Below are 25607 nucleotides of genomic sequence, written 5' to 3'. Positions count from 1 at the left end.
GTGCCAGATGTCAGGTTCGGGAAAGGCCCAACTGAGTCAGCGAGAAGACGATCGGGTGAGCACGGGCGGCCGGCGCCGGAAGCAGCGAAGGCATTCGTGGTCCGTCACCGAGCACCGGAGGTATCCGCCGACGCCACAGTCCTCGCGGCACCACCATGAACGTCAGCCCGCACAACACGCCGAGTATGCACAGCGCAGCGCCCACCAACGCGTCCGGCCCAGAAGCGACGGCACCGGCGACCGCCTCATGCTCGGCCGGGGCGTCTGCCACGGGCTCGACATGCGGGTCCATCAACCCAGAAATCACCAGCGGGACAGGAGTCGAACCGTCCGCCTCTGTGTGACCCGTCGCTGCCAGACCCAGCATCAGCAGCAACGCCAAACCGACGCTGGTAATGAGCCTCATTATCAACAACTGCTCATTCAGCGTCACGGATTGCGGAGTCCGGGCCGAAGAGACCATCGCCCACAGCCTACCGTGCGCACCTAAACCCATTCGGAGCCCGGTTCACCCGAGCACGGGAGCGCCGGCAGCGCCGGCCGGGTCCGGCGCGGCTAGCCGGTCAACCAGGACGATGACGACGGCAACGGTGGCGAAGGTGGCTTTGATGGGGGTCTTCACAAGGGCCGGTTCCAAGTCGGGCGGTGTTCTGCCACCGCGGGGCGAGGGGTCGGTGGTCAGGCGTGGGCGGGTTCGGGCTGGCGAGCGGGCACCGTGGCGAGTTGCCGTAGCGCAGCGGGGCGACGGGCGGCGCGGACGCCATTGAGGATGACGACGACCTCGGCGATCTCATGCACCAGCACGACGCCGGCGAGCCCGAGGATGCCGAACAGGGCGAGCGGGAACAGCGCGACGATGATCGCCAGAGCCAGACCGATGTTGGCGGTCATGATGCGTCGGCCGCGGCGGGCGTGGGCGAGGGCGCCGGGGATGAGGCGGAGGTCGTGGCCGATGAAGGCGACGTCGGCGGACTCGATCGCCGCCGCGGAGCCTTTCACACCCATCGCGATCCCGACCGTCGCCGTCGCCAGTGCCGGGGCGTCGTTGATGCCGTCGCCGACCATCGCGGTCGGTTGCTGCGTGACGAGCGCCTCAATCGCGGCGGCCTTGTCGGCGGGCAGCTGCTCGGCGCGAACGTCGGTTACGCCCGCCTCGGCGGCGATGGCGTGGGCGGTGCGGGTGTTGTCGCCGGTGAGCATGATGGTCTCAATGCCCTGCGACTGCAGCATCCGGACCGTCTCGGCCGACTCCGGGCGCAGCTCGTCCCGCACGCCGATCAGGCCGGCGATCTGCCCGTCCGCCTCGACCACGACGACGGTCATGCCCTGCGCGGCAATCGCCTCCGCGTTCAACTGCTGGCCGGCGGGATGGAGCCAGCGGACATTGCCGACCCGGATCGCCCGGCCGTCGACGGTCCCGGTGATGCCATGCCCGGCCTCCTCGACCACCTCCGTTGCGGGGCTGGCGACGGGTGCGGCCGCGATGATGGCCGCGGCGAGGGGGTGGGTGCTGGTGGCCTCCACGGCGGCGGCCCAGGCGAGCAGGTCGTCGCGGGTGATACCGGGTGCGGGCTGGACGTCGACGACGGTGGGCTCGTTGCGGGTGAGGGTGCCGGTCTTGTCGAGGGCGACGGCGCGGATCGTGCCGAGCTGCTCGAACGCTTCACCTGACTTGATGACGACGCCGAACTTTGACGCCGCTCCGATCGCGCTGATCACCGTCACGGGCACCGCGATGGCCAGCGCGCACGGGGATGCCGCAACCAGGACGACGAGGGCGCGTTCGATCCAGGTCCACGGGTCGCCGACCAGCAGCCCGAACAGGGCGACCACGGCAGCGGCGATCAGGACGACGGGAACGAGCGGCTTCGCGATCCGGTCGGCGAGGCGTGCCCGGTTGCCCTTGCGGGCGTGGGCCTGCTCCACGAGGGCGACGATCTGGGTGAGGGAGTTGTCGCGGCCGTCCGCAGTTGCCTCGATCCGCAACGTCGCCGCCCCGTTGACCGAACCGGCGGCGACCGGATCGCCGGGGCCGACCTCGACCGGGATCGACTCGCCCGTGATCGCCGACGTGTCCAGGCTCGACCTACCCTCCACGACCACGCCGTCTGTGGCGATGCGATCGCCGGCACCGATGACGAGGATGTCCAGCTCACGCACGTCCGCGGCGGGGATCGTGACGTCGCTGGTTAGGCGGGAGACGCGGACAGTGTCGGGGATGAGGGACAGAAGGGCGCGCAAGCCTTCCTTGGCGCGGTCCATCGCCCGGTCTTCAAGCGCCTCGGCCAGGGAGAACAGGAACGCCAGGGTCGCGGCCTCGCCAACGTGGCCGAGCAGGACCGCGCCGATCGCGGCGATGGTCATCAGCAGCCCGACCCCGAGGCGACCGCGGATGAGGCGGCGGATCGCGCCGGGGACGAAGGTGTAGGCGCCGGCGAGCAGCGCCGCCCACTGCAGCACCAGCGCCGGGATGTGCAGACCAGTCCACTCGAACGTGTATCCGGCGAGGAGGAACAGCCCGGACAGCGCGGAGGGAAGCAACGCGAAGTCGCGCCACCAGGGCGGGCGGACCTCCGGCTCCTCGTCCGCCTCGGTGGGGGTGGTGGCGAGGTCGGGGCCGCAGCAGGCATCGCCCGCATCGTGCACCGCGCTTGGCGCCGCGGTCTTGGAGGAGGGTTCCGCGGCGCAGCAGGCGTCACCGGTCGAGAGCGGCCGGGACAGTTCGATGCGCCGGACCGTACCGGGCTTGCGCGGCTCGTTGGGGCCGCAACACTCTTCGCTCACTGCACGCTCTCCTTCGTTGCGGGGGCGGGCGTCTGCTCTAGGAACGTGAGCGCGGCCAGTGCGTCATCGGTGCCGGTAACGGAAAGGCGCAGGTCGGGGTGGGTCGTGTCGATCGCCCAAGTCGCGAACGCGCAGCAGGACTGCTCGGTGCGGACCAGCTCCGTCAGCCGGGCGGTCGCGTCGTCGATCTTTGGGTAGTGGACGGTGATCTGGGCGGCCGTCCTGTCGATGTCGAGGAGGTAGTCGTCGTTGAATTCCTGCCACGCGGCTAGCTGTGCAGCACCAGCGCCGGGCGTCAGCGTGCAGGCCACCGGCAGCAGGTCACGGTCGATGAGGCTCATGCGCAGCACTCGCACTGATCGTCCATGCACGGGGCGCCCTCGTCGACGGCGACGACCGCCTCGAGCAGCTGTCGCAACCCCTGGGTCAGATGCGGGTCGGCGATCTCATACCGGGTGCGCCGACCTTCCGGTGTGGCGACGATCAACCCGCAGCCCCGCAGGCACGTCAGATGATTCGAGACGTTCGTGCGGGTCAGCTCGAGATCTCGTGCCAGCTCAGCCGGGTAGCCGGGAGCGTCCAGCAGTGTGAGGAGGATCCGGGAACGGGTCGGGTCGGCCATCGCCCGACCCAGCCGGTTCATCACATCGAGGCGAGAAGTAAGAGTCAGCACAGGCTGACTATACATTCTCCGCTGTACTAATGCGAGGGCGGATGAGTCGCGGTACCCCGGCGACCATGACCACCATTGCGACGAGCTCCACCAAGGTCTGAGTCACTACAACCAACGGCGTCAGAGCGAAAGATGCCGGCAGCGCGAGAGCGAGCGGGAGCACGACCAGCGAGTTGCGGGTGACCCCGCTGAACGTGGCCGCCCGGCGGCTGGGAACATCCAAGCGTGCCGCGCTCCCGAGGAGCGCACCGAGTGGTGCCACGATTAGGACGAACACGACGAACACGGGAACCGCGATTAGCAGCTGGCCGAGAGCGCTGCTCACGCCGAAGACCTGCGAGCCGATCACCACGGCGAGAGTCAGCATCATCAGCGGCACCATTGCCGCCAGCACCACGCCCTCGATCGCGCGGCCGGCACGGAACCGTTTCGCCAGCAGCTGCGTGGCGGCGGCGAGAACGAGCGGCAGCACGATCAACAACAGAAGTGCCTCCACGAACGGATGCGGGTCGAACGCACCCACCACCTCGGCGCCGGCCATCAGCCACAGGTACACCGGCAGCAACACGATCTGCAGAAGCATCAGCAGGGGCGTGGCAGCAAGCAGCCGCGCACGTGCACCGCCAGCCAGGCCAGTGAACACAATCACGTAATCCACACACGGCGTCAGCAGCACGAACAACACCCCAACGAGCACCGCCTGATCAGCCGCCACGGCGCGACTCAACCCGAACACGACCACCGGCACGACGACGAAGTTCAGGACGAGCACGACGCCCAGGAACCGCCAATCCGTGAAGGCCCGGCCGATCGCCGTGAACGGCACCCCCAGGAACGTCGCGTACAGCAACAACCCGAGCACGGGATTGATCGCCGACTCGAGCGGATCCGCCACCGCCGGCACGAGTAGACCGACCACCGCACCCACGGCGATCGCTGCGAGGTAGAGCACTACCTGATGCCGCTCCCACCACTCCACAGCTGTGCACACGAGCACAAGCCTGTCGAATGTAGCCGGTTCGCCCCTAATCGAGTGAGCGAGTAACCCTTCACCCCCAGCCAATGGCAGGACTGCTAGGTGCATGCCAACTACCCGCGGAATCTGTCATTTCGGATAGGAACCGACACGGCACTTACACGCATCGTTCTCACCAATCTTTCGGATCCGCCACTTGTCCGCCACTTCATCTAAGAATCCGCCATCTTCGCCGAGAACCTACACGCACCGCGACACGCCGGGGAAGATGACGTCGAACGCCCGGAAATCCGCGGGAATCCGCGGTTCGTGGGTATATTCGGGACCGGTCCTTCCGACCAACCCGGGCAGTCGCCCGGTCCGATGTAACTGAAGGCGGCACACGCTGCCGTCTGGAGGAAACCCTATGGCTATCACCAAGACCGAGCTCGTCGCCAGCATCGCCAGCGCCACGGGCGAGAGCCAGGCCACCGTCACCCGCGTGATCGACGGCCTGTTCTCCGCCGTGTCCGAGGCCGTCGCCAAGGGCGAGAAGGTCACCATCCCCGGCTTCCTCTCGTTCGAGACGGTGGAGACCTCCGCGCGCACGGGCCGCAACCCGCAGACCGGTGCCGAGATCGCCATCCCGGCCGGCAAGCGCGTCAAGGTGACCGCGGGCTCGAAGCTCAAGGCTTCGGTCAAGTAAGTCGCTTCCGGAGGGGGATGCCTCGGGCCTGCGGGTCTGCGGTGTCCCCCTTCGTGGTGCCTGGGGGTCTTGATGCACCGCCGCTGGACGCCGCCGCGCGGCACTCGACGAGCGGGGGGAACGCGTCCGCGTAGGCTGGACGGGTGTCATCCCGAGCCTTTCGGGTCGCGGGTCCCGCGATCCTCGTCGTCGCCGCGCTCGCGGCGCTGATCGTCGGGCTCCTCTATGGCGGCGGGGCGGCGCCGCAGCTGCTCCAGGACTCCGGACCGGTCGTTCGCTGGGGCCTTCCCATCGCGACGCTCGCGGTCAACCTGACCGCCGCGGGCCTCGTCGGATCGCTCGTGCTCGCGCTGTTCGCGCTGAAGGCCGAGACGAAGCCGTTCGACGCCGCGCTGGACACGGCATCCGTCTCTGCGGCCGTCTTCACGGTCGCAAGCGCCGCCGTCGCATTCCTCACCTTCCTCAACATCTTCAACGCGACGCCGAGCGCGGGCGCGGAGTTCGGCCAACAGCTCGGACGCTTCCTCGTCGACACCGAGCCGGGGCGCGCGTGGGCGATCACGACCATCGCCGGCGCCGGCCTCACGGTGCTCACCTTCGCGGTACGCGGGTGGACCTCGACGCTCATCGTCGCGGGCCTCGCCATCGCCGCGCTCATCCCGATGGCGACGCAGGGGCACTCCGGCGATGAGGCTGGGCACGACACCGCCGTCATCGCGCTGGCCCTTCACATCATCGGGGCGGCGGTCTGGCTCGGCGGGCTGCTCCTGCTCGTCGTGCTGCGACCGAAGCTCGACGGCGACGACCTCGCTACCGTGCTCGCGCGCTACTCGACGCTCGCGCTCGCCGCGTTCGTCGTCGTCGCGCTCTCCGGCGTCGCGCGCGCGGTCGTCGGCGTCGTGTCGTGGCAGAACCTCCTGTCGCCGTACGGGATGATCCTCGGGGCGAAGGTCGCGGCGCTCCTTCTTCTCGGCGTGCTCGGCGCGACGTACCGGCGCGTGCTCATCGCCCGCATCCGCACGGATGCCGCGGCGCGCCGCTTCTGGGGGCTCATCGCGCTCGAGTTCGTGTTCATGGGCATCGCGTCGGGTGCGGCGGTCGCGCTCGCCCGCACACCCCCGCCGGTCGACACGGTGATCAGGACGCCGACGCCCGCCGAGCGCCTGACCGGCTCTCCGCTGCCGCCGGAGCTCACCCCGGCGCGCTGGTTCACGATGTGGGACATCGACCTGCTCTGGACGTTCGCGGTCGGATTCGGCGTGTTCTTCTACCTCGTCGGCGTCTGGCGGCTCCGCCGCCGCGGCGACACCTGGCCGGTCTACCGCACGGTGCTGTGGCTCGCGGGTCTCGCGCTCCTGTTCTGGGTGACCAGCGGTGCGGTCAACGCCTACCAGGACTACCTGTTCAGCATGCACATGGTCGGGCACATGCTGCTGTCGATGGCGATTCCGATGATGCTGGTCTTCGGGGCGCCGGTGACCCTGGCATCCCGTGCCATCGCGAAGCGCTCGGACGGCACACGCGGCGGCCGCGAGTGGATCCTCTGGGCGGTGCACACGCCGTTCGCGCGCGTGGTGACGAACCCCTTCTTCGCGGCGGCGATGTTCATCGGGTCGCTCTGGGCGTTCTACTATTCCGAGCTCTTCCGGTGGAGCCTGTACGACCACCTCGGGCACGAGTGGATGATCGCGCACTTCCTGATCTCGGGGTACCTGTTCGTGCAGTCGCTCGTCGGCGTCGACCCGGTGCCCTACCGCCTGCCGCATCCGTTCCGGCTGCTCATGCTCATCGGCGTGATGGCGATGCACGCCTTCTTCGGCATCGCGATCATGATGGCGCAGGGCCTGTTCGTCGCGGAGTGGTTCGGGTCGATGGGGCGTACGTGGGGAGACCCGCCGCTGGTCGACCAGTACACCGGCGGCGGGGTCGCGTGGTCGATCGGCGAGATCCCGACCCTCATCCTTGCGATCACCGTCGCGATCCAGTGGAGCCGGTCGGATGCCCGGCTGCAGAAGCGCGCCGACCGTCAGGCCGATCGGACGGGTGACGCGGAGCTCGAGGAGTACAACGCGCGCCTCGCGCGCCTCGCCGAGCGCGACGCGCGCACACGGCGCTGAGTGTCAGCTGCCGTCGGTGACCTGGATCGAGGCGGTGCCGTCGGGGAGGATCGTCACCGTGCCGCCGACGAAGAACGGGACGGCTTCGTCGAGGGTCCGGATGCTGCCGTCGTAGATCGAGCGGATGTCGACCTTGATGTGCGCGACCGCCTGCGTGCGGTCGATCTTCCACTGGGCGCCGTCGGGGGCGAGGCTGATCGTGGGCTGCTGTTCGATCGTCCACGCCGGCGGGCTCACGATGCGGTTCTGCACGACGAGGCCGAACGGGCATCCCGTGGGCTGGAGGACCTCCTGTGTCGCGCACGCGGTGAGGAAGGCGTCGACCTCGGTCTGCACGGCCGCGGTGAACTTCTCGGTGGGCTGCGTCTGCACCGACACGGGGATGCTCGCCTGGGGGGAGTCCGACAGCACCGCGACGCCGGGGCTCGTCGAGACCGCCGTGTCGACCGAGATCGAATACAGGCCGGGGGAGAACACGAGAAGATCGACCGGCTCGAGCGGATCGGCGTCGACGCCGTCGGGGGAGACCTGTCGGGTGTCGAGTGCGAAGCCGTTGACCGAGAACGCGGTCGCGCCGCGGAGCGAGAGGTCGATCACCGCGAGGGGGCTGGTCGCGAAACGCCACGTCGGCGCGAGTCCCACCTGTCCGGCCTGCTCGACGCGGAAGGTCGTCCTGCCTTCGTGCCGTCCGGCGCCGTAGGTGGCCGTGACGACCGTCACGCTGCCGTCGACGCGCTCCTCCGTCACGACGATGTCCGTCAACGGGGCGAGGGCCGCCTGCCGCAGGAGTGCCTCGCTCGCGTCCGGCGGCAGACCCGACGCCGCGAGCTGGGCCGAATCGACCGCGACGCCCGGGAGAGCGAGGGCCTCCGCAGCCTGACCGCGGCTGAGGAGATCGAGGTAACGCTCGACGAACGCCGCCGGGCTGTAGAGGTCTCGGTACAGGGCCGCCGCCGTCGCCCCGAATGCACCCACGAGCAGGATGCCGACGATGCCCAGCGCCAGGAGGTCGCGGCCGAGCGTACGGCGGCGTCGGCGGGGCGGGGCGGCGACGGCATCCGTCTGCGTCGTCGGGAGCGACGGTGCAGCGACGGGGCGCGCCGAATCGGCATCCGTCACGCCGCCCGCGTCCGTCACGTCTGTCGCCCTCCCCACGCGCCCAGTCTAGGAAACCCACCCTGGTAGCTAGCATGGTCCGGTGAGTACGCCCCCGTCGCCGACGTCGCTGTCGCGCGAGCAGGAGGAGCTCTACCGTCTCATCGAAGATACCCGCGAGCACGTCTTCGTGACGGGACGCGCGGGCACCGGCAAGTCGACGCTGCTGCAGCACCTGGCGTGGAACACCGACAAGCAGATCGCCGTGTGCGCGCCGACGGGTGTCGCGGCGCTGAACGTCGAGGGGCAGACGATCCACTCGCTGTTCCGCCTGCCGATCGGGCTCATCGCCGACAGCGAGCTCGAGCAGTCGGAGCCGACGCGGAAGATCCTGAACGCGATCGACACGCTCGTCATCGACGAGATCTCGATGGTGAACGCCGACCTGATGGATGCCATCGACCGCTCGCTCCGGCAGGCGCGTCGGCGCCGCGCGGAGCCGTTCGGCGGCGTGCAGATCGTGATGTTCGGCGACCCGTATCAGCTCTCACCCGTTCCGCCGCGGGGCGACGAGCGGCGCTACGTCGACGACCACTACCGGTCGTTCTGGTTCTTCGACGCGCAGGTGTGGGCCGGTCCCTCGTCGGGGTCGGGCACGGGCCTGGGCGGCACGGTGGCGCAGGGCGCGGTGCGCTCGGACGGCCTGCTCGACCTCGGTCGGGTCGGGGCGCCGCTGAACATCCGCGAGCTGCGCGAGATCCACCGTCAGTCCGACGACGGCTTCAAGGCGATGCTCAATGCCGTGCGGTACGGCGTCGTCACGGCGGACATCGCCGGAATGCTCAACGCTGCCGGCGCCCGGCCCGTACCCGAGCCCGCCGACGGTGAGCCGCCGATCATCACGCTCGCGACGCGCAACGACATCGTGAACCGCATCAACCAGCGCCACCTCGACGCGCTGCCGGGCCCCGTCCAGACGGCGCGCGCCGAGATCTCCGGCGACTTCGGGCGAGGGGATGCCGCGTACCCGGCCGACGCCGAATTGCAGCTGAAGGTCGGTGCGCAGGTGATGTTCCTCCGCAACGACGTCCCGGGGTTCGGGCCTGGCAGCGGCTCTGGTGGCGGCGGTCCGCGGTGGGTGAACGGGTCGATCGGGACGGTCACGCGGATCGCCGGGGGAACGGTGCGCGTCGAGATCGACGGTGAGGAGCACGACGTCGAGCCGACGGTGTGGGAGAGGTTCCGCTACGCCTACGACCCGGGGTCGCGGAAGCTGACGCGCGAGATCGCGGCGGAGTTCACGCAGTTCCCGCTGCGGCTCGCGTGGGCCGTGACGATCCACAAGTCGCAGGGCAAGACGTACGACCGCGCCGTGATCGACCTCGGCTCGGGCGCGTTCGCGCCCGGCCAGACCTACGTCGCGCTGTCGCGCTTGACCTCGCTCGACGGGCTGTACCTGACCCGCCCGCTCCGACCGAGCGACATCCTGGTGGATGCCGACGTCCGCCGGTTCATGGCCGGGGTCCGCGCCGCCGGGTTCTGACCCCCGCGCCGCACCCCCCCCCACGGCGGGGGTTGCGGCGGGATGTTCAGGCGGCGGATGCCTTGGCGGCGGCGAGGTCGACGAACAGGTCGGTGTTCAGCTGGTAGGCGGCGAGGACCTCGTCGATGACGCGCTCGGATTCCGCGGCATCCCACGGCGCGGCGTCGAGCTGGGCGCGGTAGACGTCCTTGAACGCGGCGGGGTCGGCGATCTCGTCGAAGATGTAGAAGCCGATGCCGTTCGTCTCGAATCCGAAGCGACGGGCCATGAGCTTGCCGATGAACAGGCCTCCGGACAGGTCGCCGAGGTAGCGGGTGTAGTGGTGCGCGACGTAGCCGCCCGCCCAGTTCCGCGAGACCTCCTCGATGCGCGCGACGTAGCGCTCGGTGGTGGGGAGCGGGGCGATGCGCTCGCGCCAGTCGGGCCCGAGGAGGAACGCGAGGTCGGCCTCGAGGGCCGGCAGGCGCGTGAGCTTCTCGGTGATGAAGGGGGCGGCGACGGGGTCGCTCTTCATCCGCTCGGCGCCGGCTTCGAGCGCGGCGTAGATGAACCAATGCTGCGCGACGAGGGCGATGTAGTCGTCGCGGGTGCCCTCGCCCTTCATGAGATCGCTCATGAAGCCGGCGCCTTCGCTGCCGGAGTGCGCGGTGCGGGAGCGCTCGCGGAGCGCGGTCGAAAACGGGGTGAGGTCGACCATGAGCGTCAGCATAACTGAAACTAAGGCTCACCTAAACTGAAGGTTGTGAGGGAGTCGTTATGTGACGGCTGAACGGCGGTGATCTCGCTACACGCCCGCTCCGCGGCGCACTCGATCGGCGGAGGGCCGGGACGCGCGAAGGCTCAGACGTGGGGGCGGGCGGCGACGCCGAGGCGCGCGCACGCCGCATCGTAGAGCGCGACGATCTCGCGGCGCACCTCGCGGCGCTCGGTGATCGGGCCGCCCGGCCACGGCACGCGGATGACGTCCTCGCCGCCGTCGGCCGTGTAGACGTGCCACTGCCCGGCACCGCCGTCGAAGGTGACCATGTCGGCGCGGATGACGTCGGCGAGCGGCGAGAACGCGCGGGCGATGAGGAGGTTGTCGTCGGCGTGGTCGTCGTTCATGTGGCCGAGCACGCCGGCGAGGGCGGCGTCGTCGAAGGCGTGGGTCATGGCTTCAGCCTAGGCATCCCGGCGGAGGACCCCTTCATGACAGACCTCTCATCTGCGTGTCGCCGCTCACGGGCGCGTGCGCGCCGTGGCCTACGCTGGGGAGGAGACTTCGGGGGTGAGGGATGCCGCGTTCCGTTCGCGGGCGACGACTGGTCGCTCTGGCGTGCGCCACCGCACTGGCCCTGACGCTCGCGGCGTGCTCGGCGGATGCCTCAGCGACGGTCGAACTGCCGGCGCAGGTCGACGCGGATCTGCCCGCCGACGTGCAGACCCAGCTCCAGACCGCGGTCGAGCGGGCGGTTGCCGGGTCGGGCGCCTCCGGCGCGGTGGTCGGCGTGTGGGCGCCCTGGTCGGGGACCTGGGTCGCCGGGTCGGGATCGCTGATGCCGGGCGGAGCGGCCGCGGGGACGACGAGCTCCTTCAAGGCCGGCGCCGTGACGCGCTCCATGACCTGCGACGTGCTCTACGGTCTCGTCGCCGACGACGTCGTCGAGCTCGACGACCCCGCCTCGAAGTACGTCGCGAGCCTCGCATCGCAGACACCGGTGACGCTCGGGCAGCTGTGCGACTCGACGAGCGGCATCGCCTCGTACACGCCCGCGCTCACCGACAGGTTCTTCAAGAACCCCGAGCGCGTCTGGAACCCGCGCGAACTCCTGTCCTACGGGCTCGCCGCGACCGGTGACACGCAGCCGGGCGCCGCGTTTGCCGACTCTGACACCGGGTACGTGCTGCTCGGGATCGCGCTCGAGCACGCGTCGCGGCGCTCTGCGGCCGACCTCTTCCAGGAGTATGTGTTCGGGCCGAACGGCATGACGGCGAGCTCGCTGCCGACGCGGTCGGTCGACCTCGATCTGCACGGGCTGTGGTCGCCGAACGCGGAAGACGGGAGTGTCGCGTGCGCCGCCCCCGTCGACGTCACCGCACTGTCGTCGAGCGCCGGGTTCACGGCATCCGGTGTCGTCTCCGACGTGGCCGACCTCGGGCGCTACACGCAGGGACTCGCGATGGCGAAGCGGCCCTTCGACAGTGAGGCGCGCTGGAACGATCCGCTGCCGGCGGGCGCGGATGCCCCGTCGTGGTTCACTGCGACGGGCGGCGCCTACCAGGCGGGCTCCCTCATCGGACAGTACGGGTCGATCCCCGGGTACCTGACGGCGGCGTTCGCGGACCGGAACACGGGGATGACGATCGTCGTCGTGCTGAACAACTCGCGCGCCTCGGACGTGCTGGTGCGGAGCCTTGCGTGGGAGCTCGCGGCGATCGCGTCGAAGGCTCCGGCGGCGTCGGGGCAGACGACGCCCGACGCGGGCCTCCCCTGGACGGCCGAGGACATGGGCGCGCAGGTGACGGCGAACGCCGTCTGCCCGATTCCGTGACGCGCGGCGCGGCTGCGCGCGGCTCGGCGACGGGCGCCGTTGGGCTGGTAGTCGCGGGCCTGGCCTGCCAGGAGGTCGGGGCGTCGGTCGCGGTGCTCCTGTTCGATCGAGTCGGCCCTCTCGGCATGGTGATGCTGCGACTCCTGTTCTCGGCGCTGGTGCTGATGCTCATCGCGCGGCCTGCACTGCGCGGACATTCGCGGCGTGACTGGGCGGCTGTCGTGCAGTTCGGCCTCGTTCTGGCCGTCATGAATGGGCTGTTCTACCTCGCGCTCGAGCGGCTGCTGCTCGGAGTGACGGTGACGATCGAGGTGCTCGGTCCGCTTGCGTTGTCGATCATCGCCGGACGGCGCGCGTCGTCGTGGCTGTGGGCGGGACTCGCCCTCGCCGGTGTGGTCGCGCTCGCCGGAGGCGGGTGGGACAGGCTCGACGCGCTCGGTGTCGTGTTCGCTCTGGGCGCCGCGGCGGCGTGGGCGTACTACATCCTGTCGTCGGCGCGGGTAGGGGCGGCCTTCCCGAAGCTCGACGGGCTCGCCCTGGCGATGACGATCGGCGCGCTCGTGTCGCTGCCCTTCGGCATCGTGCAGGCGCAGGGCGCGCTGCTGCGCATCGACATCCTCGCGCTGGGGGCGGCCGTGGCGATCCTTTCGTCGACGCTGCCCTATGCGTTCGAACTCGTCGCGCTGCGGAGGCTCCCGGCATCCGCCTTCGCGATCCTCATGAGCCTCGCGCCGGCCGTCGCCGCACTCGCAGGCTTCGTGCTGCTCGGCCAGCACCTCGCGGCGCTGGAGATCGTCGGGATCGCCCTCGTGATCGCGGCGTCGATCGGCGCGGTGCGCGCCGCCGGGCGCCGCGCGCGGAAGGGTGTCGAGCCGGTCGCCTGAGCGGGGCTGTCGTGGATTCGGAGATGTGCGACGGATTCGGATGCCTGAAGCCCAGGCATCCGAATGCGTGCCTTATCTCCGAATCCGCGACGTGGCGCGCGGGGCGAGGAAGAGCGCAAGGCCGAAGAGCAGGACCGCGAGCGCCCACCCGAGCCCGCCCCCGAGCGTCGCGCCGGTGGCGGCGAGGGAGGAGGATGCCGCGGGCGTCGCGGTCGGGGCCGGGGTGGCTGCCGGCGAGGCGCTCGGTGTGGGTGTCGGCGTCGGTGCCGGGGTGGGTGTCGGCGAGGCGCTCGGTGTAGGTGTCGGCGTCGGCGTCGGTGTGGGCGTCGGTGTGGGTGTCGGGGTGGGCGTCTGCGTCGGGGTGGGCGTCGGCGTCGGGGTGGGTGTCGGCGTCGGCGTCGGTGTGGGTGTCGGCGTCGGTGTGGGTGTAGGTGTGGGCGTCGGTGTCACCGCGGCCGGGGCGACGGTGAACTCGACGACGATGCTGTCGGTGCCGGCGGCGGCTTCGAGCGGCGCGACCCGGGCGAGCCGGGCGACCGGGTTCGGCATGGTCGGGAGCGCGGCGGCGGTGATGGTGACGGAGTAGTGTCCGGCGGCATCTGGCGCAGGGGTGCCCGCGAGGGTTCCCGTGCCGTCGCCGTTGTCGGTGAAGGTGACGCCGCGCGGCAGCGCTCCGGTGAGGGTCAGCGCGGGCGGCGGGAACCCGGCGGCCGAGAACGTGAACGACCCGGCGGTCCCCGCGGTGAAGGCCACCTGCGGGAGGAGGGCGAAGGACGGCGCCTGCGTGACGGTGAGCTTCAGTGCCTGGGTGGCCGACCCCGTGGAGGATGCCGCGGTGATCTCGATCTCGTGCACGCCCGCGACGGTCGGGATGCCGCCGATCACGCCGGTGCCGTCTCCGCGGTCAGTGAACGTCACGCCCGCCGGGAGGCCGGTCGCGGCGAGCGTTGCGACGGGGTAGCCGGTCGTGGTGACCGCGACCGAGAGCGCGTCGCCGAGTGCGCCGCGCGCGGTCGCCGGCGAGGTGAACGACGGAGCTGCCGTCGTCTCGATGGTCCACGGCGCCGATGCGCTGCCGACGCGGTTGGTCGCCGTCAGGGTGGCCGTCGAGCGTCCCGGCGCGGTCGGCGTGCCGGCGATGCGCCCCGTGCCGTCGCCGTTGTCGGTGAACGTCAGGCCCGCGGGGAGGTCGGTTGCGGTGAGGGCGGGAGCGGGGAGGCCCGTCGCGACCGGGTGGACCGTGATGGACAGTTGCATCGCGGCGGGGTTCGGTGTCAGCGAGTTCACGGCGGCGACCTGCAGCGTCGTGGGTGCGCGGAGGTCCGCGGGAGCGGATCCCTTCAGCGTCACGCGCCCGTCCCCGTGGTCGCCGCGGAGCTCCTCGTCGCGACCCTCGGTGAGGAGCGTGGGTTCTGGTACTTCGCCGAGCCGCGCGACAGCGCGCTGCCGGCACCGGAGCTCGACGTGACCGTCTCGCCGGCGGAGGAGGGCGCGGTCGATGTGACGCTCGCGGCGCGCACCTTCGCGCGGGACGTCACGTTGCTCGTCGACAAGGCGGCACCGGATGCCGTCGCCGAGCGCGCCCTCGTGACACTGCTGCCGGGGGAATCGACGACCGTGCGGGTGAGGGGTCTGCCCGCCGACGCCGACGCGGAGTCGTTCGCCGAGCGACTCGCCGACCCGCGGGTGCTGCGCAGCGCCGGGCAGCTGGTCTGAGCGGAGCGCGGGCGCGGCTTCAGGCGGCGTGGGCGGGCGCTTCGGCGCGCGCTGCCTCGCGCTTCCGACGAGGAGCCTTCGACGCGCGCAGGCCGTTGAGGATCGACACGAGGTCGACGCTCTCCTGCAGGGCGGCGCCGATGACGGCGGGGATGACGCCGAAGGCGGCGATCACCATGAGGATGACGCTCAGCGAGATGCCGATGACGATGCTCTGCGTCGCGATGTGGACGGTGCGGCGCGCGATCGTGATCGACTGCGGGACCTTGCCGAGGTCGTCGACCATGATGACGACGTCGGCGGACTGACTGGCGGCGGTCGATCCCTTGGCGCCCATCGCGACGCCGACGTCGGCAGCGGCAAGGACGGGCGCGTCGTTGACGCCGTCGCCGACCATCATGACGGGGCGGTCGGTGAGATTCGACACGGCCTCCACCTTGTCGGCGGGGAGGAGCCCGGCGCGGACGTCGGAGATGCCGACGACGCCGGCGATGCGGTCGGCGGTCGCCTGCGCGTCGCCGGTGAGCATGACGGTGTTGCGGATGCCGAGGTCGTGGAGCCTGTGAACGGTGTCGGCGGCGTTAGCGCGGACGTGGTCGGTGAGGACGACGCGGCCGGCCGCGACGCCGTCGACGGCGACGGAGACCGCCATCTGCCCGGCTTCGAGGGGCGTCTCCGCCGGGAGTGACGATGTGTCGGCATCCAACGCCTCGTCAATCACCCAGGAGCGCTTGCCGACGACGACGCGATGTCCGTCGACGGTGGCGGCGACACCGTTGCCGGAGGTCTCCTCGATGTCGGTCGCGGGTTCCGGGGTGCCGTCGGTCAGTCCGGTGAGGGCGTGGGCGAGGACGTGCGACGAGTACTGCTCGGCGGCGGCGACGTAGCGGCTGACGTCGGCGACGGCGAAGCCGGGGGCGGCATCGACGTGGTCGACTTCGGGGCGTCCGTAGGTGAGGGTGCCCGTCTTGTCGAACGCGACGGACTTCACTCCTGCGAGCTGCTCGAGGGTGCCGCCGCTCTTGACGACGATGTTCTCGTGGGCGGCGCGACTCATGCCGCCGATGAACGCGACGGGTGCGGCGATGAGGAGCGGGCACGGGGTGGCGACGACGAGGACTTCGGCGAATCGCGTCGGGTCCTTCGAGACCCACCAGGCGATACCGGCGATGAGGAACGCGACGATCGTGAACGGGATGGAGAATCGGTCGGCGAGGCGGACGAACGGCGCTTTGCTGTTGGATGCCGATTCGACCAGCGCGACGATCTGCTGGTATTGACTGTCGGCGGCGCGTGCGGTGGCGCGGACGTGCGCCGGGCTCTCGCCGGTGACCGAGCCGGAGAGCACGCCGTCGCCGCGTGTGTGGGTGACGGGGAGGCTTTCGCCGGTGAGTGAGGACTCGTCGAGCTCGGCGTCGTCGTCTTCGAGGGTGCCGTCGACGGGGATGGTCTCGCCGGATTTGACGAGCAGGAGGTCGCCGACCGCCACGTCATCGACGCTGATGTCGGTGATGGTGCCGTCGTCGGCGACGCGATGCGCCGTCCGCGGCGTGCGGTCGAGGAGGGCGCTGACTTCGCTGCGGGCGCTGCGATTGGCGTAGTCCTCGAGGGCCTCGCCGCCCGTCATCATGAGGCACACCATGAGCGACGCCCAATAGTCGCCGATCGCAACGGTGCTGATGATCGCGGTGATGGCGAGGATGTCGAGACCGACCGCGCCCGACATCAGCTCCTTGATCATCCCCCACGCCTGCACCGCCGCGACGAGGATGCAGTACGCGCTGACGAGCCACGCGGCGACCGTCTTGCCGTCGACGGATCCGAAAGTGAGGGGACCGAACGTGAGGATGAGGCCCACGATCGCGACGACGATCGTCGCGGTCACCCACGGGTAGCTGCGCGCGGCGGAGAGGATGCGGTCGGCGCGCTTTTCGGAGTCGTGCATCGTGTACGTCCAGTTCGTCGGAGCTGCCCGGCAAGGGGTCGAGGGTGCTCGCGGGGTGGAGTCGGAGGAGCCTCCCGGTTGTGCGCATCCTAGCGCGGGCCCCCTCGGGCTGTGCTCGGGTGCGAGGATGGACTCGTGTCTTCCCCTCAAGTCAGTGCTGACTCCAACGCCTGGTTCGACCACGCCTTCTCCGCCGCCCCGCTCATGCTGATCCTCCGTGGACTCGGCGTCGAACGATCGGTCGAACTCTCCGAACGTGCCTGGGATCTCGGTATCGACATGGTCGAGATCCCGCTGCAGAGCGATACGGATGCCGAGGCTTTGCGCACCCTCGCGCCCCGCGCCGCGGAACGCGGGCTGTGCGTGGGGGCGGGGACGATCCTCGACCCCGAGGGCGTGCGGCTCGCGGCAGAGTGCGGGGCGGCGTTCACGGTGGCGCCGGGAACGTCGCGTGAGGTGCTCGAGGCGTCGGTGGATCTCGGCATCCCGCACCTTCCGGGAGTCGCGACGGCGACCGAGATCCACGCGGCGCTCCGACACGGTGTGCGCTGGGTGAAGGGCTTTCCGGCGGCGCGCCTGGGTGCGTCGTGGTTCCGCGACATGCGGGGTCCGTTCCCCGAGGTGCGCTTCGTCGCCACCGGGGGGATGAGCGCGCACAACGCGGCGGAGTTCCTCGACGCGGGGGTCAGCGTCGTCGCGGTCGGCTCGGCGATCGAAGACGAGGCGCAGATTCCGGCGCTCGCCGAACTTCTCGCGGGGCGTTGATGACGCCGCGGGTCGTGACGCTCGGGGAAACGATGATTCAGCTCTCGCCGGGAACCGACTCGCTGGGCAAGGCAGATGCGCTCGCCGTCGGGATCGGCGGTGCGGAGTCGAATCTTGCGTGCTATCTGGCGGCGTCGGGCACGCCCGTGACGTGGGTGAGCGCGCTCGGCGACGATCCGTTCGGCGACCGGGTGCACGCCGCCGTCGCGGCGTACGGCGTCGAGGTGTCCCTCGCCGAACACTCCCACAGGTCGACGGGCGTGTACGTCAAGGACCCGCGGCCGGCGGGGACACGAGTGCACTACTACCGTTCCGGATCGGCGGCCTCGGCTCTGTCGCCCGTCGATCTCGCGCGGATGCCGCTGTCGGGAGCGGGTGTCCTGCACCTGACGGGCATCACGCCCGCCCTCTCCGCGTCGTGTGCCGACCTCGTGGATGCGGCGATGGCCACGGCGCGCGCGGAAGGCGTCGTCATCAGCTTCGACGTCAACATGCGGCCGTCGCTGTGGCCGGATGCCGCCACCGCGGCCAACGTCCTGCGGCGCTTCGCCCGCGCCGCGGATATCGTCTTCGTCGGCCGCGATGAGGCGGAAGCCCTGTGGGGCACACCGACGGCGGACGAGATCGCGGCGTACCTCGAGGTGGGACACCTCGTCGTCAAAGACGGTGAGGTCGGCGCGACGTCGTTCGTTGCGGAGAGCGACCCGGTCTTCGTACCGGCACCGGTCGTCGACGTGGTCGAACCCGACGGTGCCGGCGACGCGTTCGCTGCCGGGTACCTGCGCGCGATGCTGGGTGGGGCCGCCGAGGCGGATCGCCTGGTCGAGGGGCACCGCTTCGCGGCGCTCGCGCTCGGATCGCACGGCGATCTGCCGAGTCCGGAGCTGGTGCGCGCCGCGCTATCGGGTGTGGGCGCGGGTCCCGTCGACGGCGTGACCGAGTGCGGCACCGCCGGCGCGGGCTGACGGCGGAGACTGTTTCGTTCCCGTCGGGTACCCGGAGCGCCGCGCCGGGTGGACGGGCTCACTCACCTGATATCACCCGGGCGGGTCGCCCACCTGCACTAACCCGCCTGAGTCGGCGCGCGATTCAGAAGGGCGCGGTGCCGCCGGCGCGCAGGGTGCCGCCGGCGCGCACGGTGTCGCGCCGTGTCTCAGGTTGGAAGGCGACGGGTGGGGCAGGGGCGTCTTCGCGGTATTCGCGTCCGGTGGGGGATGTCCACACGAGGGTGCCGTGGCTGAGTTGTCGCACTCTCCAGGGGGTGAACTGCTTCATCGAGTGGTGTCGCTGACAGAGGTGGGCGAGGTTTCCGAGCGCGGTCGGTCCGCCGAGGGCGGCGTCGATGGTGTGGTCGATCTCTGAGCGGATCGCGGGGCGACGGCATCCGGGAAAGCGGCAGTGCTGGTCGCGGGCGCGGAGGTAGCGGCGCTGTGGGATCGAAGTGCGGTAACGGTCGATGGTGACGACGGTGCCGTCGACGGGGTCGGTGAGCACGCGAGTCCAGCTGGGTGCCGCTGCGGCGAGGCAGCGGGCGGTGTCGGCATCGATCGGAGAGCGGCCGACGAGGTCGGCGGGCCCGTCGTCGGCCCCGAGGAGAGTGAGGGCGGGCACGATGACCTGCACCTGCGCGCGGATCGCGCCCAACGCGCCCGCCCCGTCACCGCTCGCGGTGGGGTCCAGCGCAGGGGCGCCGGTGAGAAGGAGGTCGGCGAACACGTCCGTGCGGACCTCGTCGATCTTGCGGGTGTCGCCGTCGTCCTTCTCGCGGGAGTCGATGACGGCGTGGGCCTGCTGGGTGAGGCGGTCGAGGATGCCGTCGCCGATCACGGTCGGGACCGTCGCGATCACCTCGCACACCCCGTCGAGCCCCGGCACCAACCGCACGCATCGCTGCGCGGCGGCGTCGCGGTGGCGCTCCGTGAAGGAGCGTTCCGCGTATCGCTCGGCGAGGATGTCGAGCCCCGGCTTGACCCGATTCGGGGTGTCCTGTTCGCACCGGGAGATCGCGTCGACCTCGAACGCGTGACGCCGGTCTGCGGGTACGACGCAGCCGGCATCCACGATCACGCGGACGTGCCCGCGCGTGATGCGGCCCTCTTCCCACGCGGCGAGCGTCGCGGGGTAGTCCTCCACGATCGTGCGAGCCTCGTCGATCCGCCGCTGCACGGTCCGGTCGGTGATCCGCATGACTCCGCCGAGCTCTGCCGCGATCGATCGCAGCGCCATCTCGTGCACCCGCACCGACTCGCGCGACCCGGACGCCTGCGCCGCCGCGAGCTGCCCCGCCCGGGCGAGCAGCCTCGTCTGACCGACCTCCGCCGCACGCAGCGCCGCGTCGACGTTCTCGACGCCCGCGACGATCTCCGCCAGCGCGGCGAGGTCGCCATCACCAGTCGGGACCATCTCGAAATCGTTCATATATACGACACTAGCGGTACCCTCCGACATTGACCCTCGAAGAGAAGCAGGAAGGCCCTGAGAATCTAAAACCTAGAACCTAAGACCCCGCCACCGCCCGCAACACGCGATCGTCGCCGTCCCGCGGCGATCCGCGCCCGTCGGTGTTGTTGGTCAGCATCCACAGCGATCCGTCGGGAGCCACCGTCACGTCACGAAGGCGTCCGTACTCCCCGCCGAGCAGTTCGCTCGCCCCACCGAGGTCGTCGACCGGCACGCTGCGCAGGCGCTCGCCCCGGAGGTTCGCGATCACGACCGCGCCCCGGGTGATCGCGAGGCCGCTCGGGCTCGCGGCATCCGTGGGCCACTGCTGCACCGGGTCGATGAAGCGATCGCCCCCGCCCGTGCCCTCGACGTCCGGCCAGCCGTAGTTGCCGCCGGACGTGATGACATTGAGCTCGTCCCAGGTGTTCTGGCCGAACTCGCTCGCGAGCATCGTGCCGTCGGTCATCCAGCCGATGCCCTGCGGATTGCGGTGGCCGAGACTCTAGACGAACGACCCGGCGAAAGGGTTGTCTGCCGGCGCATCGCCATCGGGTGTCATCCGCAGTATCTTCCCCGCAAGGCTGCCAGCATCCTGCGCGGCGCCGCGGTCACCGGCATCCCCTGTTGTCACATACAGCATGCCGTCGGGTCCGAAGGCGATGCGCCCGCCGTTGTGTGTGCGGGCGGAGGGGATGCCGTCGATGATCGTCTCCGCAGCGCCGAGGCGCAGCGATCCCGGCTCGCCCGTCACGGTGAACCGCTGCACGCGATTGCCGGACGGGCCCGTCGAATACGCGTAGAGGCGTCCGTCGTCGTCGACCGCGAGCCCGAGAAGTCCGCCCTCGCCGCCGTGGACGACGTCGTCGACGGTGCCGATGACGCGCGATCCGTCGCCGACCACCTCGCGCACGGCGCCTGTGTCGCGTTCGCTGATCAGCGCCGCGTCGCCGCGGAATGCGATCGACCACGGCGCGTCGAGGCCGTCGACGACGGTCGTCGGTTCGCCGGCCGAGAGGGGTGGCGTCGGCGGAGAAGCGGATGCCTCCGTGCGGGGCGCAGTACCGTTCGGCGCGGGGTCGACGGGCGCCGTGCTCACGCAGGCCGACAGGACGAGCGCCGCAGCGGCGAGAAGCGAGAGGGCGGCTCGTCGGGTGGTCACGGCGGATCCTTTCGTCGACCGCGGCGCCGGAGAGGGCGTCGACCACCAGCCTCACCCGGGGAGGCGATGGGGTCCAAGGGGTTGCGGCGCGGCACGGAGCGCACACCCGTCAGCGGCGGCGAGTACGGCGACGGAACGACGCCAGGGCGACGGATCCGCCTGCCAGCAGAGTCAACGCCCCGAGGAGCACCGCCGACGGAGCTGTCGATCCTGTGCGGGGCAACGTCCTGTCCGCGTTCCCGGGCGGGGTATCCCGAGAGCCTGATCCGCCGCTCTGTGAGCCGACCGCGGGCGGCATCGACGCGCCTCCGCCGACCGCGGGCGGCATCGACGCGCCTCCGCCGAGCGCAGGCGCGGCACGGGAGACCACGGTCACGGTCGCGGGTTTCCCAGTGCTGCCATCCTTGTCCGTCGCGGTGACCGACGCGGTGAAGGATCCCGGCGTACGGTACGTGTGGGTGATCGGCGGGTCGGCTGCGCCGATCACCACCTGGACGGGTGAGCCGTCGCCCCAGTCGACGTGGTACTGGAATTCTGAGGCGAGGTCAGCTGATGAGGGATCATCGGCAGAAACCTCGACCGTGAATGGGACGTTCACCGTGGCGGCGAGCGGTCCCGTCACGGCAGCCTCCGGTGCCGCGTTCGCGATCGCGATCGACGTCGCGCTCTCGACCGTCTCCGCTGAACCGAGCCGCAGCGCGCCCGGGTCACCCACCACCGCGAACCGCTGCGCGCGGTTGCCCATGGTCGCTGCGACAGATCGCCCGAAAGTTGGAGTACCGGCATCCCTAATCTGAGTTAGAGTGCGTAACACAGAATAAAGAATGGGCTGGTCATGGATAGGTGGACGTCTGAGCCCGCGGGCGAACTGCCACCGCACGGCCGGCCCACCGTCTCGTGGCAGCAGGCGATCCGCGGCGGCAGCAAGGCAGATCGGATGCTCCGCGAGGTGGAGACCCGAGTCCCCCCAAAGATTTCGAAGCGAGCCTTCACGCTCCCTGCGGATCTGATCGCCGCAAACGAACGAGCGCTCGGTGCGCTCGGAGCGATGGATGCGGAAGCGACCGGCCAACCACGCGCCTTCGCCAGGTTTCTGATCCGCAGCGAGTCCGTCGCCTCATCGAAGATCGAACGGGTCTCGGCATCCGTCGACGATTTCGCACGCGCGATTGCCGGGAACAGGTCAAATGCCTCGGCAGTCAGCATGGTCGCTGGTGCCGCGGCGCTGAACGCTCTCGTCGAATCCGCCGGTCAGAGTGGCCGCATCGAACGTTCCGACCTCGTGCGCGCGCACGCCGCCCTCATGAGGGACGACCCCGACGAGGGCCCCTACGCAGGGACGGTCCGAGAAGACCAGAACTGGATCGGCGGGAGTGACCATAGCCCCCTCGGAGCGATCTACGTTCCCCCGCCCGCAGACCTCCTCGACGAACTGCTGGACGACCTCATCGCTTTCGCGAACAGAGACGACCTGCCCACACTGCTCCAGGCGACCGTCGCGCACGCCCAGTTCGAATCCATCCACCCGTTCGGAGACGGAAACGGACGCATCGGGCGCGCGCTCATCGGCGCCATCCTTCGCCGCCGCGGTGTCACGACGAACACCGTCGTCCCGGTCGCGAGCGGCCTCCTCGCCCGACGAGACGGCTACTTCGACGCCCTCGGCGACTACCGCGAAGGCAACCTGACCCCGCTGCTCTCCGTGATGCTCACCTCCGCTACCGTGGCAGCCGAAGAGGGACGCGTCTCCGTCCAGCGCATCAAGGAGCTTCCGGCCGACTGGGCCGAGCGCACTGGCGCTCGCCGCGGGTCGACGGCCGCCGCGCTCCTGCCCGCGTTCTTCGACAACCCGGTGATGAACGCCGACGAGGTGGAGCAGATCGTCGGCACCGCCGCCCAGTCCGTGTACACCGCGCTCGCTCGTCTGGAAGCCGACGGGATCGTCCAGGAGATCACCGGACGCAAACGCAATCGCGTGTGGGCGGCGACGGACCTCATGGGAGAGCTCACCGCACTCGACGGTCGCATCGCCGCGCGCATGAAACATCGCTGAGTCATCAGTCGAGGGTCCCGCGCACACCACGATGAACTCATCGCGGACGCGACACCCATTCGCTCACGACGTAGCAAAGGGGTGCCGGCCGGCCGGCCGTGTAGCCCAGGCCATTGCGGTGGCCCGTGCGGTAGCGCCTCGAAATCGGCCGTTGCCAATACCGTCGGGGCGGTGCAGCGGGGACGCCGGGGCACCGTTGCGCGAACCTGCAAGCCACGCGTTGAAAGGCGTTCGACCAGGGGTCTTCTATGGTGGAGGGGCTGACGGGAATCGAACCCGCGCTGTCTGCTTGGGAAGCAGAAGTTCTGCCATTGAACTACAGCCCCGAGGCCTCGCGATGCACCTGCGTCTCACGCCGTGCGCACTGCTCGGTTCCTCCAGCATAGTCGGGCGCTCGCGGTCCTGCGCGATCTCGGTCGTCCACACCGAGACCTCGACTCTGAGGTTCGGTCAGATGCCGATCTCCATGGCATCCGTCGCCCACACCCGGGGAATATGCGTCTGCATATATCTGTTCCACTCCGCGGCCCCGGAAGCACGGGCGCCTCAGGAAAGGACCTCCCATGTCGCACCCCCGTCCCCGCATCGCCGTCATCGTCGGCAGCGCCCGCCCCGTCCGCATCGGCGACCAGCTCGGCGCCTCGATCGCCGCTGTCATCGATGACGCGGTGGACGCCGACATCCGCGTGCTCGACCTCCGCGACATCGCCCTGCCCATGCTCGACGAGCCGGTCATGGCCGCCCTGGGCCAGTACGCGCACGATCACACGAAGCGCTGGGCGGCGGAGATCGCCGACACGGATGCCGTCGTCTTCCTCACCCCGCAGTACAACGGCGGCTACCCGGCATCGCTCAAGAACGCTATCGACTACCTCGGCGCCGAATGGCGCGGGCGGCCCGGCGCGATCGTCAGCTACGGCGGCCAGGGCGGACCTCTGTCGGCGGCGCAGCTCACCGGCGTCCTGCAGTTCATCGGCATCGACCTCGCCGAGACGCAGCCGCAGCTCGTGATCGAGCGCACGGACTACACGCCCGACTGGCACCTGGGCGACCCGGACGCGGTCGTGGCCCGCGACACCCCGGCGCTCCAGGCGATGGCCGCCGAGCTCGTCGCGAAGGTCCAGGATGCCGCGAACGCTCAGGATGCCGCAGGAGTTCAGGATGCCGCGAAGGAAGCCGTCGTCGCCCCAGCCTGATCCTTCACCAGCGGATCACCACCCGTCCGAGACGCCTTCGCGCATCTTCGCTCCCGTGACCTCCCGGAGGAACGCGACCTCCGCCTTCATCGCCTGCTTCGCTTGTGCCTCCCGTGCTGGTCGTGATGCACGCCGCGCGTCGCGATCTCGAGAGCGATCTCGGCGCGCTGACCTTGACCGCACCCGCGAGATCCTCGCCGACGTCGCCGCCGTCCGCGACGACCCGGCCCTCACGGTGATCGACGGCCGCGAGTTGTTCGGCGAGGGGGATGCCGGGCTGCTCTACGACCGGCTCCACCCCGACCAGGAGGGCCTCGACCTCATCGCGGAGCGGTTCGTCGCGCGCATGCGCGACGCCGCGATCATCCCCGCGCGCGCCGGCGCCTGGCGGCGGCGGCGGGGGCACGGGCCAGCACGCGGTCGCACTACGCTGAAGGCGTGCTCCTCAGCGACCGTGACATCCGCTCCGAGATCTCGACCGGACGGGTCGGCCTCGACCCGTGGGACCCGGCTATGGTCCAGCCGTCGAGCGTCGACGTGCGTCTCGACCGGTACTTCCGGCTGTTCGACAACCACAAGTACCCCTTCATCGACCCTGCCGAGGATCAGCCCGACCTCACGCACCTCATCGAGGTGGCGCCCGACGAGCCGTTCATCCTGCACCCCGGCGAGTTCGTCCTCGGCTCGACGTTCGAGCAGGTGACCCTCCCCGACGACATCGCCGCGCGCCTCGAGGGCAAGTCGTCGCTGGGGCGCCTGGGCCTGCTCACGCACTCGACCGCGGGGTTCATCGACCCGGGCTTCTCGGGGCACGTGACGCTCGAGCTCTCGAACGTCGCGACCCTCCCGATCAAGCTGTGGCCCGGGATGAAGATCGGCCAGCTCTGCTTCTTCCGACTCTCGTCCGCCGCCGAGAACCCCTACGGCACCGGCCCGTACTTGAACCGGTACCACGGCCAGCGGGGGCCGACGGCATCCCGTTCGTTCCAGAATTTCCACCGCACCGACGTCGGCTCGACCGACGCGGGCGCACGCGGCAACTG

Annotated in this window: 23 protein-coding genes, 1 tRNA gene and 1 pseudogene; 11 read left to right on the top strand and 14 right to left on the bottom strand. The window is 70.3% G+C overall.

Going from position 1 to position 25607, the window contains the following annotated elements; genetic code table 11:
• Positions 1–10: 10 nt before the first annotated feature.
• From ACRVYW_RS11660 to ACRVYW_RS11640, 5 genes are all read right to left on the bottom strand, one after another.
• On the bottom strand, positions 11–463 hold the full coding sequence (locus ACRVYW_RS11660; protein ID WP_431804781.1) for a hypothetical protein: 453 nt from the start codon (positions 461–463) through the stop codon (positions 11–13).
• 215 nt (positions 464–678) lie between these two features.
• Positions 679–2784, bottom strand: coding sequence for a heavy metal translocating P-type ATPase (locus ACRVYW_RS11655; RefSeq protein ID WP_048809234.1), 2106 nt, complete (start codon positions 2782–2784; stop codon positions 679–681).
• On the bottom strand, positions 2781–3125 hold the full coding sequence (locus ACRVYW_RS11650; protein ID WP_048809235.1) for a hypothetical protein: 345 nt from the start codon (positions 3123–3125) through the stop codon (positions 2781–2783). Before ACRVYW_RS11650 ends, ACRVYW_RS11655 begins: the two co-directional genes overlap by 4 nt.
• Positions 3122–3457 (bottom strand): Cd(II)/Pb(II)-sensing metalloregulatory transcriptional regulator CmtR, encoded by a 336-nt coding sequence (gene cmtR, locus ACRVYW_RS11645; protein ID WP_067165134.1) that lies wholly within the window; start codon positions 3455–3457, stop codon positions 3122–3124. Before cmtR ends, ACRVYW_RS11650 begins: the two co-directional genes overlap by 4 nt.
• Positions 3458–3464: 7 nt before the next feature.
• Positions 3465–4409, bottom strand: a complete 945-nt coding sequence (locus ACRVYW_RS11640; protein WP_431804779.1) for a bile acid:sodium symporter — start codon at positions 4407–4409, stop codon at positions 3465–3467.
• A gap of 430 nt (positions 4410–4839) precedes the next feature.
• On the opposite strand from ACRVYW_RS11640, the gene ACRVYW_RS11635 reads away from it, so the two are divergent.
• Entirely contained in the window at positions 4840–5118 is a 279-nt protein-coding gene (locus ACRVYW_RS11635) for an HU family DNA-binding protein (protein WP_431804777.1), read from the top strand.
• A 143-nt stretch (positions 5119–5261) separates the two neighbouring features.
• On the top strand, positions 5262–7235 hold the full coding sequence (locus ACRVYW_RS11630; protein WP_431804775.1) for a cytochrome c oxidase assembly protein: 1974 nt from the start codon (positions 5262–5264) through the stop codon (positions 7233–7235).
• 3 nt (positions 7236–7238) lie between these two features.
• Here ACRVYW_RS11630 and ACRVYW_RS11625 read toward each other — a convergent pair whose 3' ends face one another.
• Positions 7239–8390, bottom strand: a complete 1152-nt coding sequence (locus ACRVYW_RS11625) for a hypothetical protein (protein ID WP_431804773.1) — start codon at positions 8388–8390, stop codon at positions 7239–7241.
• A gap of 43 nt (positions 8391–8433) precedes the next feature.
• On the opposite strand from ACRVYW_RS11625, the gene ACRVYW_RS11620 reads away from it, so the two are divergent.
• Positions 8434–9873: an ATP-dependent DNA helicase gene (locus ACRVYW_RS11620; protein WP_431804771.1), complete on the top strand. Its 1440-nt coding sequence runs from the start codon at positions 8434–8436 to the stop codon at positions 9871–9873.
• Between the two features lie 46 nt (positions 9874–9919).
• Here ACRVYW_RS11620 and ACRVYW_RS11615 read toward each other — a convergent pair whose 3' ends face one another.
• Both ACRVYW_RS11615 and ACRVYW_RS11610 read right to left on the bottom strand, forming a co-directional pair.
• Positions 9920–10570, bottom strand: coding sequence for a heme oxygenase (biliverdin-producing) (locus ACRVYW_RS11615; protein ID WP_431804769.1), 651 nt, complete (start codon positions 10568–10570; stop codon positions 9920–9922).
• Positions 10571–10713: 143 nt separating this feature from the next.
• Positions 10714–11025 carry a DUF2470 domain-containing protein gene (locus ACRVYW_RS11610; RefSeq protein WP_431804767.1) on the bottom strand — a complete coding sequence of 104 codons (312 nt, stop codon included), beginning with the start codon at positions 11023–11025 and terminating at the stop codon, positions 10714–10716.
• 122 nt (positions 11026–11147) lie between these two features.
• On the opposite strand from ACRVYW_RS11610, the gene ACRVYW_RS11605 reads away from it, so the two are divergent.
• Both ACRVYW_RS11605 and ACRVYW_RS11600 read left to right on the top strand, forming a co-directional pair.
• On the top strand, positions 11148–12404 hold the full coding sequence (locus tag ACRVYW_RS11605; RefSeq protein WP_431804765.1) for a serine hydrolase domain-containing protein: 1257 nt from the start codon (positions 11148–11150) through the stop codon (positions 12402–12404).
• On the top strand, positions 12401–13288 hold the full coding sequence (locus ACRVYW_RS11600; protein WP_431804763.1) for an EamA family transporter: 888 nt from the start codon (positions 12401–12403) through the stop codon (positions 13286–13288). The genes ACRVYW_RS11605 and ACRVYW_RS11600 overlap by 4 nt, the downstream gene beginning before the upstream one ends.
• 72 nt (positions 13289–13360) lie before the next feature.
• Here ACRVYW_RS11600 and ACRVYW_RS11595 read toward each other — a convergent pair whose 3' ends face one another.
• Positions 13361–14638: a putative Ig domain-containing protein gene (locus ACRVYW_RS11595; protein ID WP_431804761.1), complete on the bottom strand. Its 1278-nt coding sequence runs from the start codon at positions 14636–14638 to the stop codon at positions 13361–13363.
• Between the two features lie 12 nt (positions 14639–14650).
• Here ACRVYW_RS11595 and ACRVYW_RS11590 point away from each other — a divergent pair, with 12 nt between their 5' ends.
• Positions 14651–15004: a glycoside hydrolase family 2 protein gene (locus ACRVYW_RS11590; protein ID WP_431804759.1), complete on the top strand. Its 354-nt coding sequence runs from the start codon at positions 14651–14653 to the stop codon at positions 15002–15004.
• Between the two features lie 19 nt (positions 15005–15023).
• Here ACRVYW_RS11590 and ACRVYW_RS11585 read toward each other — a convergent pair whose 3' ends face one another.
• Positions 15024–16949, bottom strand: a complete 1926-nt coding sequence (locus ACRVYW_RS11585; RefSeq protein ID WP_431804757.1) for a heavy metal translocating P-type ATPase — start codon at positions 16947–16949, stop codon at positions 15024–15026.
• A 135-nt stretch (positions 16950–17084) separates the two neighbouring features.
• Here ACRVYW_RS11585 and ACRVYW_RS11580 point away from each other — a divergent pair, with 135 nt between their 5' ends.
• Positions 17085–17714 carry a bifunctional 4-hydroxy-2-oxoglutarate aldolase/2-dehydro-3-deoxy-phosphogluconate aldolase gene (locus ACRVYW_RS11580; protein WP_431804755.1) on the top strand — a complete coding sequence of 210 codons (630 nt, stop codon included), beginning with the start codon at positions 17085–17087 and terminating at the stop codon, positions 17712–17714.
• Entirely contained in the window at positions 17714–18679 is a 966-nt protein-coding gene (locus tag ACRVYW_RS11575) for a sugar kinase (RefSeq protein ID WP_431804753.1), read from the top strand. The genes ACRVYW_RS11580 and ACRVYW_RS11575 overlap by 1 nt, the downstream gene beginning before the upstream one ends.
• A 124-nt stretch (positions 18680–18803) precedes the next feature.
• Here the strand turns inward: ACRVYW_RS11575 and ACRVYW_RS11570 are convergent, their stop codons facing one another.
• The 3 genes and pseudogenes from ACRVYW_RS11570 to ACRVYW_RS11560 all read right to left on the bottom strand — a co-directional run bounded on the left by ACRVYW_RS11570 (position 18804) and on the right by ACRVYW_RS11560 (position 22387).
• Entirely contained in the window at positions 18804–20132 is a 1329-nt protein-coding gene (locus ACRVYW_RS11570) for a DUF222 domain-containing protein (RefSeq protein WP_431804751.1), read from the bottom strand.
• Between the two features lie 79 nt (positions 20133–20211).
• Positions 20212–21252, bottom strand: a pseudogene (locus ACRVYW_RS11565) (PQQ-dependent sugar dehydrogenase).
• A gap of 172 nt (positions 21253–21424) precedes the next feature.
• Positions 21425–22387, bottom strand: coding sequence for a PKD domain-containing protein (locus ACRVYW_RS11560; protein ID WP_431804749.1), 963 nt, complete (start codon positions 22385–22387; stop codon positions 21425–21427).
• Positions 22388–22519: 132 nt separating this feature from the next.
• On the opposite strand from ACRVYW_RS11560, the gene ACRVYW_RS11555 reads away from it, so the two are divergent.
• Positions 22520–23368, top strand: coding sequence for a Fic family protein (locus ACRVYW_RS11555; RefSeq protein WP_431804747.1), 849 nt, complete (start codon positions 22520–22522; stop codon positions 23366–23368).
• Between the two features lie 252 nt (positions 23369–23620).
• Here ACRVYW_RS11555 and ACRVYW_RS11550 read toward each other — a convergent pair.
• Positions 23621–23694: transfer RNA gene (locus ACRVYW_RS11550), tRNA-Gly, on the bottom strand.
• A gap of 237 nt (positions 23695–23931) precedes the next feature.
• On the opposite strand from ACRVYW_RS11550, the gene ACRVYW_RS11545 reads away from it, so the two are divergent.
• Together ACRVYW_RS11545 and dcd are read left to right on the top strand one after the other, a co-directional pair.
• Positions 23932–24564 (top strand): NADPH-dependent FMN reductase, encoded by a 633-nt coding sequence (locus ACRVYW_RS11545; protein WP_431804745.1) that lies wholly within the window; start codon positions 23932–23934, stop codon positions 24562–24564.
• Positions 24565–25002: 438 nt separating this feature from the next.
• Positions 25003–25607: dCTP deaminase (gene dcd / locus ACRVYW_RS11540; RefSeq protein WP_431804743.1), on the top strand; the 605-nt coding region annotated here is incomplete at its 3' end.

Source organism: Microbacterium sp. bgisy203 (assembly GCF_965345155.1).
Taxonomy (GTDB): Bacteria; Actinomycetota; Actinomycetes; order Actinomycetales; family Microbacteriaceae; genus Microbacterium.
The sequence above is the reverse complement of the archived record's forward strand: the minus strand, read 5'-3'. Positions and strand labels throughout refer to the sequence as shown.